The 13,151-nt window shown below is 62.1% G+C and carries 15 protein-coding genes; 7 read left to right on the forward strand and 8 right to left on the reverse strand.

What is annotated here, in order from left to right; translation table 11 throughout:
- The first annotated feature begins 12 nt into the window (after positions 1 to 12).
- Positions 13 to 1,116, forward strand: coding sequence for a homoserine O-acetyltransferase MetX (gene metX / locus AAC850_RS10485; protein ID WP_340588702.1), 1,104 nt, complete (start codon positions 13 to 15; stop codon positions 1,114 to 1,116).
- A complete protein-coding gene (metW, locus tag AAC850_RS10490) occupies positions 1,113 to 1,703 on the forward strand; it encodes a methionine biosynthesis protein MetW (RefSeq protein WP_340588703.1) in 591 nt (196 codons plus the stop codon). The genes metX and metW overlap by 4 nt, the downstream gene beginning before the upstream one ends.
- Before the next feature lie 12 nt (positions 1,704 to 1,715).
- On the opposite strand, the gene AAC850_RS10495 is transcribed toward metW, so the two are convergent.
- The 6 genes from AAC850_RS10495 to AAC850_RS10520 form a co-directional block, all read right to left on the reverse strand.
- Positions 1,716 to 2,201 carry a VTT domain-containing protein gene (locus tag AAC850_RS10495; RefSeq protein ID WP_340588704.1) on the reverse strand — a complete coding sequence of 162 codons (486 nt, stop codon included), beginning with the start codon at positions 2,199 to 2,201 and terminating at the stop codon, positions 1,716 to 1,718.
- Between the two features lie 87 nt (positions 2,202 to 2,288).
- Entirely contained in the window at positions 2,289 to 3,122 is an 834-nt protein-coding gene (gene fghA / locus AAC850_RS10500) for an S-formylglutathione hydrolase (protein ID WP_422723195.1), read from the reverse strand.
- 2 nt (positions 3,123 to 3,124) lie between these two features.
- Positions 3,125 to 3,523, reverse strand: a complete 399-nt coding sequence (locus AAC850_RS10505) for a VOC family protein (protein ID WP_340588705.1) — start codon at positions 3,521 to 3,523, stop codon at positions 3,125 to 3,127.
- A 10-nt stretch (positions 3,524 to 3,533) separates the two neighbouring features.
- Positions 3,534 to 3,887 (reverse strand): cupin domain-containing protein, encoded by a 354-nt coding sequence (locus AAC850_RS10510; RefSeq protein WP_340588706.1) that lies wholly within the window; start codon positions 3,885 to 3,887, stop codon positions 3,534 to 3,536.
- Positions 3,887 to 4,993 (reverse strand): S-(hydroxymethyl)glutathione dehydrogenase/class III alcohol dehydrogenase, encoded by a 1,107-nt coding sequence (locus AAC850_RS10515; protein WP_340588707.1) that lies wholly within the window; start codon positions 4,991 to 4,993, stop codon positions 3,887 to 3,889. Before AAC850_RS10515 ends, AAC850_RS10510 begins: the two co-directional genes overlap by 1 nt.
- A gap of 93 nt (positions 4,994 to 5,086) precedes the next feature.
- Positions 5,087 to 6,517 carry an NAD-dependent succinate-semialdehyde dehydrogenase gene (locus AAC850_RS10520; RefSeq protein ID WP_340588708.1) on the reverse strand — a complete coding sequence of 477 codons (1,431 nt, stop codon included), beginning with the start codon at positions 6,515 to 6,517 and terminating at the stop codon, positions 5,087 to 5,089.
- On the opposite strand from AAC850_RS10520, the gene AAC850_RS10525 reads away from it, so the two are divergent.
- From AAC850_RS10525 to AAC850_RS10545, 5 genes are all read left to right on the forward strand, one after another.
- Positions 6,516 to 6,638 (forward strand): hypothetical protein, encoded by a 123-nt coding sequence (locus AAC850_RS10525; RefSeq protein WP_340588709.1) that lies wholly within the window; start codon positions 6,516 to 6,518, stop codon positions 6,636 to 6,638. The genes AAC850_RS10520 and AAC850_RS10525 overlap by 2 nt on opposite strands.
- Positions 6,635 to 7,000 (forward strand): hypothetical protein, encoded by a 366-nt coding sequence (locus tag AAC850_RS10530; protein ID WP_340588710.1) that lies wholly within the window; start codon positions 6,635 to 6,637, stop codon positions 6,998 to 7,000. Before AAC850_RS10525 ends, AAC850_RS10530 begins: the two co-directional genes overlap by 4 nt.
- An 83-nt stretch (positions 7,001 to 7,083) precedes the next feature.
- Entirely contained in the window at positions 7,084 to 7,755 is a 672-nt protein-coding gene (locus AAC850_RS10535) for a glutathione S-transferase family protein (protein ID WP_340588711.1), read from the forward strand.
- Positions 7,756 to 7,839: 84 nt separating this feature from the next.
- Positions 7,840 to 8,250 carry a peptide-methionine (R)-S-oxide reductase MsrB gene (msrB, locus tag AAC850_RS10540; protein ID WP_340588712.1) on the forward strand — a complete coding sequence of 137 codons (411 nt, stop codon included), beginning with the start codon at positions 7,840 to 7,842 and terminating at the stop codon, positions 8,248 to 8,250.
- Between the two features lie 144 nt (positions 8,251 to 8,394).
- Positions 8,395 to 10,569, forward strand: coding sequence for a transglycosylase domain-containing protein (locus AAC850_RS10545; RefSeq protein WP_340588713.1), 2,175 nt, complete (start codon positions 8,395 to 8,397; stop codon positions 10,567 to 10,569).
- 75 nt (positions 10,570 to 10,644) lie between these two features.
- Here the strand turns inward: AAC850_RS10545 and AAC850_RS10550 are convergent, their stop codons facing one another.
- Positions 10,645 to 12,207: a Do family serine endopeptidase gene (locus AAC850_RS10550; RefSeq protein WP_340588955.1), complete on the reverse strand. Its 1,563-nt coding sequence runs from the start codon at positions 12,205 to 12,207 to the stop codon at positions 10,645 to 10,647.
- Between the two features lie 80 nt (positions 12,208 to 12,287).
- Positions 12,288 to 13,151, reverse strand: a complete 864-nt coding sequence (hflC, locus tag AAC850_RS10555) for a protease modulator HflC (protein WP_340588714.1) — start codon at positions 13,149 to 13,151, stop codon at positions 12,288 to 12,290.

Below are 13,151 nucleotides of genomic sequence, written 5' to 3' on the forward strand. Positions count from 1 at the left end.
TTCGCAAAGATTATGGCCAGTCAGACCGCAACTTCCTTTCGCAAAGAGGCACTGCCCGACCCGCTTGAGCTCGATAGCGGGCGCGAGCTGGCGGGCGTGGAAATCGCGTTTGAAACCTATGGCGAGCTGAACGAGGCGCGTGACAACGCAATCCTCGTCTTTCACGCGCTGACCGGCGACCAGTTCGTGGCGAGCGAGCATCCCGTGACCGGCAAGCCGGGCTGGTGGGAGCGGATGATCGGCCCCGGCAAGCCGGTCGATACCGATCGCTACCACGTCATTTGTGCCAATGTTCTTGGCAGTTGCATGGGTTCGACCGGCCCGGCGAGCAGCGGAGCCGATGGTGCACCCTTCGGAATGGCCTTCCCCGTCATCACCATCCGCGACATGGTTCGCGCGCAGATGCGCTTGCTTGAAGTGCTGGGAATTGAGGCGCTTCACGCCGTTGTCGGCGGATCAATGGGCGGGATGCAGGCGCTGTCCTGCGCCGCCAATTTCCCTGAGCGCACCAATCGCGTCCTCGCCATCGCCACAACCGCGCGCCATTCCGCTCAAAATATCGCGTTCCACGAAGTCGGGCGGCAGGCGATCATGGCCGATCCCGATTGGCAGGGCGGCAATTATTACGGCGGGAATTCGCCCGACAAGGGCCTCTCGGTTGCGCGCATGGCGGCCCATATCACCTATCTTTCCGAAGCCGGACTGACCGAGAAATTCGGTCGTCGCCTGCAGGATCGCGATGCGAAAAGCTTCGGTTTCGACGCCGATTTCCAGGTCGAGAGCTATCTGCGCCATCAGGGCATCAGCTTCACCGACCGCTTCGATGCCAACTCATATCTCTACATCACCCGCGCGATGGATTATTTCGATCTGGCAGAGGAGCACGGCGGGTTGCTCGCCAATGCCTTCCGGGGCGCGAGCGACACGCGTTTCTGCCTCGTCAGTTTCGATACCGACTGGCTCTACACCACCGCCGACATGCGCGAGGTGGTCCACGCCTTGAACGCCGTGGCTGCGCCGGTCAGCTTCGTCGAACTCAGCGCGCCCTATGGTCACGACAGCTTCCTGCTCGACGTGCCCGCGCTCGACCGGGTGGTCAAAGGCTTTATCGGATGAGCGAGCTGCGACCCGATCTGGCGCGAATTGCGCAGAACGTGCCACAAGGCGCACGCGTGCTAGATGTGGGCTGCGGCGATGGCGCGCTCATGGCGGAGTTGCAGGGCAGCAAGGGTGTCGATGCGCGCGGGATCGAGATCGACCCCGAAGAGGTAGAACGGGCCGTCGCACGCGGACTTTCCGTGGTGCAGGGCGATGCCAATCGCGACCTTGCCGATTATCCGGACAAGGCGTTCGATGTGGCTATCCTCAGCCAGACGCTGCAGACCGCCGAGCGGCCCGACTGGTTGCTCGACCAGCTTTTGCGCGTGGGCGGCACTGCCTTCGTCAGCTTTCCCAATTTCGCCTATTGGCGGATGCGCATGGCGCTGCTTTTCGGCGGCAAGATGCCGGTTGTGCGCCATTTGCCGGTGAGCTGGTACGCGACCAAGAACATCCACCACCTGACAGTCGAGGATTTCCACCTGCTGCTCGCCGACAAGGGCGTGACGGTAGAGGATTGCTGGTACTTTGCCGGAGGCCGCGAGATTGGCGGAATGCGGGCCAACTGGCGCGCCGAGCACGCGGTGTTCAGGTTGAGTCGCTAGCGATTAAAACCCCTAGATCGCCGATCCGGCGCCCACAGCCAGCACGATGGCAGGCATCAAGCCAAGCAAGGTCGCTCCGGCGAAGGATCGCCCGCTGATCGGCGCGGCGGCGCAGCCGGCGGTAATCAGCACATGCGGCACGCCCGACAGGCGAGCGCCCGCGACGTAGATCGGTCCGCGCTTTTCCAGATGGTCGCGCACGCCATCGAGCCGCGTGCCGAACCGGCGCTGCATCGAACCAGAGAGCCAGCGACGCGAAGCGAGCAACAGGATATGGCTGCCGATCACGGCGCCCAGCGCCACGACAAGAATGCCGCCAAAGCCCATAAGCATTCCGCTAAAGAAGGCGGTAGGGGTCAGGGCACCGGGAATAGAGAAAGTCATGATGGACGCGGTCAGTACGGCGATGACGACCGGGACGGCCAGCTCGCCATAAGGCATGGCCGCAACGGCTTCCAAAAAGCCAAGCGGCAGCCAGGATGCAATTACGGAGTCCATATACCTCCAGCGCCGGAAAACGGTTTGGGTTCCGGCTTGCACCTTTCATAGCACAAAATCGTTGCTTTTTGGTGACTCGCTTGGGGTTCAGCCCTTCAGCAGCTCGGCGTGCCAAGCAATCTGGTCGGCGACGAAGGTCGACACGAAGAAATACGAATGATCGTAACCTTCGTGCATCCGGATATCGGCGCCCATTCCGGCACTCTCGCAGGCGCGGGCGAACAAATGCGTCTTGAGCTGTTCGTCCAGCCATTCGTCTGCCGTGCCCTGGTCCACGCGGATGTTGTCGATGCGCGCGCCATCCTCGATCAGCGCGACCGAATCATATTCGCGCCAAGCCTCGCGATCATCGCCCAGATAGCCGGTCAGCGCCTTCTCTCCCCACGGACAATTCAGCGGCGAGACAATGGGGGCAAAGGCTCCGGTCGAGCGGAAGCGGCCGGGGTTGCGCAAGCTGACCGTCAGCGCGCCGTGCCCGCCCATCGAATGGCCCGAAATGCCTTGCCGATCCATATCGACCGGGAAATTGGCGGCGACGATGCCGGGCAGCTCTTCCTCGATATAGGCGCGCATCTGGAAATGGTCGGCCCACGGGTCTTGCGTGGCATTGACGTAAAAGCCCGCGCCTTGTCCGAAATCATAGTCCTCGTGATCGGGCACGCCTTCGCCGCGCGGGCTTGTGTCCGGGCAGACGAAGATGATGCCATGCTCGGCGCAAGCGGCCTTGTATTCGCATTTGGTCATCGCGTTTTCATGCGTGCAGGTGAGGCCCGACAGCCACCAGATCACCGGCAGCTTCGCGCCTTCATCGTGATCGGGCACGTAGATGGCGAAATTCATCGGTGTGCCGGTGCTGACGCTGTCGTGCCGCCAGACCTGCTGTTCGCCCGCAAAGCAGCGCGAAGTCGAGATATGCTCCATTGTCAGCCCTGCGAACGATGGATGCCGCAGACCTTGTGTCCGTCAAGATCGCGGAAATAGCACAAATGCATCGGCCCCATCGCGCCGCCATCACGCAGGCCAGGCGCATCCTCGATCGAGGTCGCACCCGCGGCGATGGCAGCATCGTGCAATTCCTTCACCTGTTCGGGCGAATTGCAGGCAAAGCCGATGGTCATGCCGTTGGCGCATGTCGCAGGCTGGTCGTCAATCGGCTGCGAAAGGGCGAAGATACTGCCATCGTGGATAAAGAAGGCGCGCATATGGCCGCTCTTGGACTCGTTCATCATCGGCTCGCCCGCGCCGAGAACGCCCAACACCTTGGTATAAAATGCCTTCGACTTATCGATATCATTGGTACCGACCATGATGTGACTGAACATTGGTTCTCTCCTAGGCTTCGACGGCTACCGTCGCGGTGGCGGGATCGCCAGTATTGGGTGCATCGGCGGGATCGAGCAAGAGCAGATTTGCTTCGCCATGGTTGGCGACGGGACGGTGTTCCTCGCCCGCCTTGATGATCAGCAATTCGCCCGCGCGCAATGTCTCCGTTCGGTCGCGAAATTCGACTTCGAGCATGCCTTCAATCAGCAGGAACAGTTCGTCATGCGTGTGGCTGTGCCAAGTGAATTCGCCGTCTAGCTTGGCGATGCGCACTTCATGCCCCTCATACCGACCAACAATGCGCGGTGCCCAATGCTCGCTGAAAGTGGCGAACTTCTCTTCGAGGTTGACCGTTCGGCCCATCAATACACCACCACGCTGCGGATGCTTTCGCCCGAATGCATCAGGTCGAAGCCTTTGTTGATTTCGTCGAGCGTCAGTGTGTGGGTGATCATCGGGTCGATTGCGATCTTGCCGTTCATGTACCAGTCGACGATCTTGGGCACATCGGTGCGGCCCTTAGCTCCGCCGAACGCGGTGCCGCGCCAGTTGCGGCCCGTCACCAGCTGGAACGGACGGGTGGCGATTTCCTTGCCCGCTTCGGCCACGCCGATGATGATCGAGGTCCCCCAGCCCTTGTGGCAGCATTCGAGCGCCTGGCGCATGACATCGGTATTGCCCGTGCAGTCAAAGCTGTAATCCGCCCCGCCGTCGAGCAGTTCGACAAGGTGCGCGACCACATCCGAAGTTTCCTTGGGATTGACGAAATCGGTCATGCCGAATTTCTCGCCCCATTCTTTTTTCGCCGGATTGAGATCGACACCCACGATGCGGTCCGCGCCCGCCATCTTCGCGCCCTGGATGACATTGAGGCCAATGCCGCCAAGGCCGAACACCACGACATTGTCGCCCGGCTTGACCTGCGCCGTATTCACCACCGCGCCCACACCCGTCGTCACTCCGCAACCAATGTAGCAGGAGGTTTCAAACGGCGCGTCGGTACGGATCTTGGCGACGGCAATTTCGGGCAGGACTGTGAAGTTCGAGAAGGTCGAACAGCCCATGTAGTGATAGATCGTCTGACCCTTGTAGCTGAACCGGCTGGTTCCGTCGGGCATCAGACCCTTGCCCTGTGTCTCGCGGATGGCGCTGCACAGATTGGTCTTGCCCGACAGGCACATTTTGCACTGGCGACACTCGGGCGTGTAGAGCGGGATAACATGATCGCCCGGCACAACGCTAGTAACGCCCGCACCCACTTCGCGCACAATGCCAGCACCTTCATGGCCGAGCACGGACGGGAACAGGCCTTCTGAGTCCAACCCGTCCAGCGTGTAGGCATCAGTGTGGCAGATACCCGTCGCCATGATCTCGACCAGCACCTCGCCGGCCTTGGGGCCTTCGAGGTCGAGTTCGACAATCTCGAGCGGCTTTTTCGGTTCGAATGCAACGGCGGCGCGGGTTTTCATCGATACATGGTCCTTGGTGGCAAGTGTGGCTCGATCCCGGCCGAGCGCTTGGCTGAATGATACTCCTGAGTGCAGTTCAAGGCCAGCTTGCGCCTAGCCTTCGTGAATAGCCTTCACGACCATGCATGCCATCACGCCCTCGCGCCCATCTTCGCTGCCATAGCCCGACCATTTGACCCCGCCAAACGGGGCATCGACGGTCGAGACACCGCCGGTGTTGATCGCCAGCATTCCGGCTTCGACATCGGCGGCGAGGCGGCGGCGGCGCGCGGGATCGTTGGTCCAGGCATAGGCGGCAAGGCCATAGGGCAGGCGATTGGCCTCTTCGATCATCGCCTCTTCGCCCGACATCGGGTTGAGGATGGCGACGGGTCCGAAGGGTTCTTCATTCATGATATCGGCGTCGAGCGGTACTTCGCTCAGCACGGTCGGCTGGTGGAAGAAACCCTGGTTGCCGATCCGCTCGCCGCCAGTCAGCAAAGTTCCGCCCTTGTCTTTCGCATTGGCGATCAGCTTGCTGATATTGTCGAGCCCGCGCGCATTGGCCATCGGGCCCATGTCGGTGCCCTTGTCCATGCCATTGCCCACCGACAAGGCGGCGGCGCGCTCGGCAAAACGGTCGCGAAAGCGTTCGAACGCGCTTTCCTCGATCAGGAAGCGCGTCGGGCTGACACAGACCTGTCCGGCATTGCGGAATTTGTTGGCGGCCATCGTGTCGACAGCCTTGTCGACGTCGCAATCGTCGAACACCAGCACCGGGCCGTGTCCGCCCAGTTCCATGGTGGTAATCTTGAGATCTTCCGCCGCCAGTTTTGCCAGATGCTTGCCGACCGGCGTGGAGCCGGTGAAGGTCAGCTTGCGGATGATGGGAGAGCCGAGCAGGTGTTCGCTCACATCGCTGGGCACGCCGAACACGCATTGCACCGCGCTGCCCGGCACGCCTGCATCGAGCAGTGCCTGCACTACCGCGATACCGGTGGCGGGTGTTTCCTCGCTCGGCTTGACGATCACCGAACAGCCCGCCGCCAAGGCGCCGCCAATCTTGCGCATCACGTTGATCGCGGGGAAGTTCCACGGCGCAAAGCCGGCTACCGGGCCGACCGGGTGATATTGCACTTCGGCGCGCGCGCCTTCGGGGCGGACCAGCGTGCGGCCGTAGATGCGCTTGCATTCCTGCGCGTAGAATTCGATCAAATTGGCCGCATACATCGCTTCGCCGCGACCTTCGGCGAGCGGCTTGCCCTGTTCGCGGGTGAGCATTTCGCCGATGGCGTCGGCGCGCTCCCGCAGCAGGGCTGCCGCCTTGGTCAATATGCTCGCGCGCTTGTCGGCAGAGGTCTTGCGCCATTCGTGGAAACCGCGCTGCGCAGCTTCGAGCGCACGGTCCAGATCATCGCCGGATGCGTGGGGCAGGGTTCCCAGGACTTCTTCGGTTGCCGGGTTGATAACCTCTTCGGTTTGGCGGCCGCCGCCGGAAACAGGCTCGCCATCGATCAGCAGGTGAAGTTCGGGATAATCGGTCATGTCGTCTCCTCTGGCCGCCCATATCCGCATCCGTGATCGCGGCTTCAAGCTATTTCCGGTTGCAGGCGAGCACTTTCGTGAAGCCAGCGTTCACATCGCCCTGCTAAGAGTGCGCGCATGACATGGATCGTGCCCCTGCTCGCCCTGATCGCTGCGCCCGTTGCACCGGCTCCGCCGGAACCCGCCGAGCAACAGGCGGCCCCGCAGCTTAGCTTGCAGCACCGGATGCTGGTGCGCTGTTCGGCGGCCTTTGCTATGGTCGCTTACGGACAGGAGAACGGCCAGGCCGATGCGTTGCAATATCCCGACATGCGCGATCGCGGTGAGGAATTTTTCGTCCGTGCCAGCGCGCAGGTGATGGACGAAGCGCAGCTCGACCGCGTCCAGATCGAGGCGGCGCTGAGCGCCGAAGCGCAGGACCTGTGGGACAGCGGCAGCATTGGCGATGTCATGCCCGCCTGTCTCGCATTATTGCCCGAGTGATTCTGCAAGTGAAATCACCGGAGTAAATCCTTGTAGAGGTGCTGGACCGATGCGCGTGCATGAGGCAATAGCGCAAGACGACCATGTGGCACCTTTATCAATTCCCGCTCTGTCCATTCAGCCGCAAGGTGCAGCTTGTGCTGGGCGAGAAGTCGATCGCCTATGAACCGGTCACGTTATATCCATGGGATGCGGGCGAGGAATTTCGCCGCCTGAACCCGGCGGGCCGCGTGCCCGTGTTGCACGATCCGGGCAGGAAAATGACCCTGATCGACAGCCAGGCAATCTGCGAATATCTGGAAGAGACGGTAGATGATCGGCCGCTGATCATGGGTTCTGCGCGCGCCCGGGCCGAAGTGCGGCGGCTGGTTGCGCTGTTCGACGAGAGCTTTTTCAACGACATTACAGCGCCGCTGCTGCACGAAAAGATGCGCAAGCGGCTGGTGCTGCGACAGTCTCCTGACAGCCGGACCTTGCGCGAAGCGGTGCGGCTGCTCCACGAATATCTCGATTACATCGACTGGCTGGTGGACAATCGCCGCTGGCTGGCAGGCGCGCAATTGAGCCTCGCCGATTTCTCCGCTTCGGCGCAGGTATCGGTGGTCGACTATCTGGGCGATGTGGACTGGACGGGCCATGATAGCGCGCATGAATGGTACCGCGTCATGAAAAGCCGCCCCAGTTTCGGCCCGTTGCTGCGCCAGAAGATGGAAGGCCTCCCTCCGCCACGCTACTACGCGGATGTGAATGCTTAGCAGCCTTGCGGAACGCCTTCGGTTCACCGATATTGACCTCCGACAAAAACGCCTTGCCCGGAGCGGGCGCTTGAGGAGAAAATGATGCCAGAAAAATTCCAGCTCACCGAAGCCGAATGGCGCGAAAAGCTGTCTCCCGAGCAGTATCATGTCCTGCGCGAGGCGGGAACCGAGCGGGCCTTCACCGGCAAGTATGAAAAGAACAAGGCCGACGGCATGTACAAATGCGCCGGCTGCGGCCTGCCTGTGTTCGAAAGCGAGACCAAGTACGACAGCGGATCGGGCTGGCCCAGCTTTACTGCGCCTGCCGCCGGCGATGCTGTCGACCTGAACCGCGACACCGCGCATGGCATGGTCCGCACCGAAGTCGTGTGCGCGCGCTGCGAAGGCCATCTGGGCCATGTCTTTCCCGACGGGCCGGGGCCTGAAGGCCTGCGCTTTTGCATCAACAGCGCCTCGCTGGAATTCGAACCGGAGGATAAAGCGGACGATTGATCGCGTCAGCCGTTCACGCAAGATTACTTTTGTCATATGCAAAGTGACCCGCCAAAGGGGTGGCAGGAGCGCGATGGGCGTTTCGTTGCAGGATAATAGAGGCTGATGGCCAGACGTCGGGGCAGACGCTCCAGTACTCAGAAGATGCGTGACACGGCGCCGCGCGGCTGGAAGGCCAACCTCTGGCGCTGGACGAAGCGGGTGGCGATTTTTGGTATCGCACTGGTCCTGCTTGGTGCGATCGGTCTGTTCACCTCGGTTTATTTTGCGGCGCAGTCCATGCCGTCCTTCGTCGCGCTCAAGCAGAGCCAGAACGCGCAGACCATCCTGGTACGCGCGCGTGACGGATCGGAGATTGTCGAGATCGGGCCGAGCTATGGCCAATGGCTCGATGCCGACGAAATACCGCAGGTGATGAAGGATGCGATGGTCTCGGTCGAGGATCACCGCTTCTATTCGCATTTCGGCGTCGATCCGGCGGGCCTTGCGCGTGCGGTTTACAACGCCACCCGCGAAGACCGGCAGGTCAGCGCGACGTCCACGATCACGCAGCAATTGGCACGCAACGTCTTTCTCAATTCCAACCGGACGTTCGGCCGGAAGATGCGCGAAGCCGTGCTGGCAATGGCGCTGGAATGGAATTTCACCAAGGACGAGATCCTCGAACTTTATCTCAACAAGGTTTATTTCGGCGGTGGTGCCTATGGCATCGACAGCGCCAGCCGCACCTTCTTCAGCCATTCGGCGCGCGAACTGAGCCTCGAAGAAGCCGCGATCATCGCCGGACTGGTGAAGGCGCCTAGCCGCTATTCCCCCACAGCCGATGTCGATGCCGCCGTTGGCCGCGCGAATGTCGTGATCGGGCAGATGGTGCGCTACGGAGGTCTCGATCCCGCAGTGGCGCGGCAAGTGGATGTGGAAGCGGTCAACTTGCGCGAAGTGGCGGGGCAGAATTCGATCCGCTACTTCACCGATTGGGCCTTGCCGCAGCTCGACCTGCTCTTGCCCAACGGTACATTCGAACCAATCGAGGTATGGACCACGATCGACGTCGGAATGCAGCGCGCGGCCACCACCGCCGTGCAGAGCAATGCTCCCGAAGGTGCGCAGGGCGCGATGGTCAGTCTCGACCGTGACGGTGCCATTCTCGCGCTGGTCGGCGGGACCGATTACGTGACCAGCAATTACAACCGCGCCACCGACGCGCTGCGCCAGCCCGGTTCATCGTTCAAGCTGTTCGTCTATCTGGCGGCGCTGGAGGCGGGATATACGCCAGACGACCAGGTGCAGGATGTGCCGGTGACGATCAACGGCTGGAGTCCGCGCAATTCGGGCGGCAGCTATGCGGGCCAGATCGATGTGCGCACTGCCTTTGCCTATTCGAAGAATTCGGTTGCCGCGCAGCTTGGCAACGAGGTGGGCTTCTCCAATGTCGCCAGCATGGCGCGCCGGTTCGGCATAACCACGCCGATCTCGACCTATCCCTCGATGGTGCTGGGTTCGTCCGAAGTGCGCTTGCTCGACATGACCCGCGCCTACAGTGCGGTATCGGCGGGCGGGCAGTCGGTCGAGCCATACGGCATACTTCGTGTCACCACCGCTGAGGGTGAGGAGCTTTACCGCCACCAGACGGCGCGCAGCTACCGTTTGGTGCCGGACTATGTGGCCGCGGGCATCACCGACCTGTTGCAAACGGCGGTCGCCACGGGGACGGGGCGCGCTGCACAGATCGGGCGACCGGTTGCAGGCAAGACCGGCACCACCAATTCCAGTCGCGACGGCTATTTCGTAGGCTTTTCCAGCGGGATAACCACGGGCGTATGGATGGGCCGTGACGACAATGCGCGAGTCAGCGGCCTGCAGGGCGGCACCGCACCAGCGCGCGCCTTTGCCGCCTTCATGCGCTACGCCGTGCGCGATCGCCCGGTGGAGGAATTCGACACCGACCTCAAGCTGCCTGACTGGCAATTGGAACCCGATGACGAGCTCTATTACGGCGAAGAGGGCGAGTATTATTACTACATCGACGAACAAGGCAATCTGGTCGAACCGGGGCGCACACAGCGCGCGCCGGGCGATGGCTTCGATGTGGAGGGCGAAGGTGAGGGCGTGACCCGCGATCCGCTCGATCCGCGCGGCATGGACCAGCCTACCAACCGCCCGCGCCCCAATGTCCAGCGTGGCGGACAGGGCCAGGGCAAGCCTCCGCAGGCGGCGAGTGATGATTTCCTAGAGCAGGCGACCGGACAGGACCTGCCCGATGATCGGCCTCGCCAACGCCGTCCGGCAGACGACGTGATCAACGAGCAACGATACTAAATCGGCATCGCACAACAAAAAGCCCGGCAACCGTTTGGACGGTGCCGGGCTTTCTTGTTCGTCGGACCAACTGGCCTAGTCGTCGTTCAGGCGGACCGGGATCGAAGTTGCCACACCGCGACGCGCCTGCACCCGCAGCAGCACTGCACTGCGCCCGGCGGACCGGGCGCTTGCAATCACATCTTCAAGCGCGTCGAGCGTGGGGACCGGACGACCATTGGCCGCCAGGATCATCACACCGCGAGCCAGTCCGCGCCGTGCGGCATCGGAGTTGGGATCGACGCCGGTGATGGCAAGGCCCTGCGTATCGGCGGACACGCCAAGCTGACGCGCGATGGTGGCATCGATCGGAATGGCCTGGATGCCCAGTGCGTCCTCGACAAGGCTGCTCGAACCGCTCGGCGCCATGCCGGGGTCGTCCTCGTCCTCGTTCTGGAACAACTGCTGCTGGCGCAGCTCTTCCTCGCTCGGACGGCGGCCCACGGTGATATTGACGCGGCGGCGTTCGCCGTCGCGCAGGTAAGTGAGCGGGACCGAAGTGCCCGGCGCGATATTGGCAACGATGAAGGACAGCGTGCGGTCGGGCGTGATGTCCTGGTTGTTGACCGAGAGCACCACGTCACCGGCGCGCAGGCCGGCTTCTGCAGCAGGCTCGCCGGGTTGCACCATCTGCACCAGTTCGCCGCGATTGCGCGCAATACCGAGGGCTTCGGCGATGTCATCATTGACCGGCTGGATCTGCACGCCGAGGTAACCGCGCTGGATTTCCTCGCCCGCGATCAGCTGGTTGACGATTGGCTCGGCCACTTCGGCGGGAATGGCAAGGCCGATCCCGACACTGCCGCCCGAAGGCGAAAGGATGGCGTTGTTGATGCCGATGACATTGCCCTGCATGTCGAACAGCGGGCCGCCCGAATTGCCGCGATTTATCGCCGCATCGGTCTGGATATAGCGGTCGTAGGCGCCTGAGCCGACATTACGCAGCACCGACGAAACGATACCGCTCGTCACCGTTCCGCCAAGGCCGAACGGGTTGCCGATGGCAATGACCCAGTCGCCCACGCGGGCTTCGCTGGAATTGCCGAAGCGGACAAAGGGAAACGGCTCGGCGCGCGAAATCTTGAGCACGGCAAGGTCGCTCTGCGCGTCGGTGCCGACCACTTCGGCTTCGTATTCGGTGCCATCGGGCAGCGTCACCGTCACCTCTTCCAGCGTCGCACGCGCATCGGGCGAGACAACGTGGTTGTTGGTGACGAGGTATCCGTCAGCCGACACGAGGAAGCCCGAACCGAGCGAGGTCGCCTGCCGCGTTTGCGGCGTGCTGGGGCCTTGCTGTCGACGCTGGAAGAACTGGCCGAAGGGCGTGCCCTGGAACGGGTTGGCCTGCTGTTCGACCGTGATCGACTGGCGGGTGGAGATATTGACCACGGCGGGCTGCAATTGCTCGGTCAGGTCGGCAAAGCTCGCCGGAGCGCCCGCACGCGGGACCACATTGGTCATTTCGGTGCGGTCGTTTTGCGCGACCTGTGCCCAGGTCGGGTTGCCTGTGATCAGTGAGATGGCCGCCCCGCCGACTAGCAGGGCCGAGGTGATACCGTAGGAATAGCGCACTGGCTTCACGTCCTTGTTATCCTCTATGTTCAATACTGTTTCCGTCCCTTGGCTCATCTGCAGCGCAAAGCGGCTGAACCGCTCTTTAACGACAGATGTAATCGCTACTATCGACGACCCTGGAACTGGCGCAGGTAATCATTGTCTTCACTCAGGATTACAGAGCTTTCGCCGACATTCTGCTCACCCTCGCGGGCCGGACCGAATGTTACGCGGTAGCTTTCCATGGCACGGTAGAAATCATAGAAACCCGGGTCCTGGTTATAGGCCTCGGCATAGATCTCTGCTGCGGTCGCAGCCGCTTCTGCACGAATGATCTGCGCATCGCGGCGGCCACCGGCACGGATCGTTTCGGCTTCTTCCTGCCGTTCCGACCGCATCCGTTCGAACGCTGCGTTGAGCGGGCGACCTTCGGGCAGGTCGGCACGCTTGATCCGCACGTCGATGATCTGCGCGCCATAGCCGCGAGCTTCGCCATCGAGCGCGTCGCGAATGTTGGTCATCGCATTGCCGCGCTCTGCCGTCAGCAGGCTGGCGAATGTCCGCCGGCCCAGTTCCTGCCGCAGGGCGGAGTTCAGGATCGGTTCGAGCTGGTCGGTCAGATTGTCTTCGGTCTGCGCACGTTCGACGAACAGCACCGGGTCGAAGATGCGGAAACGCGCATAAGCGTTCACTTCGAGCCGCTGCTGGTCACGCGAGAGGACGGTTTCGCCATCCATGTCGAGATCACGAATTCGGCGATCGACGAACTGGACCCGCTCATAGAACGGTAAGCGCCACGTCACGCCGGCGCCGGTTTCACCGAATTCTTCGGCCGGGTCGAATCGGTTGATCACGCGGTGCGGTTCACCCGCCCTGATGACCACGCCTTGATGCGTTTCCGGCACGATGACCGTGACGCTGAGTAATACGACTATCGCAACTGCCACCGCAATCACCGACGACCGGTAGTTTTGCCAGATCGTTTCCAT

Origin of the sequence: Erythrobacter alti (genome assembly GCF_037996805.1) — a bacterium.
Taxonomy (GTDB): domain Bacteria; phylum Pseudomonadota; class Alphaproteobacteria; order Sphingomonadales; family Sphingomonadaceae; genus Alteraurantiacibacter; species Alteraurantiacibacter alti.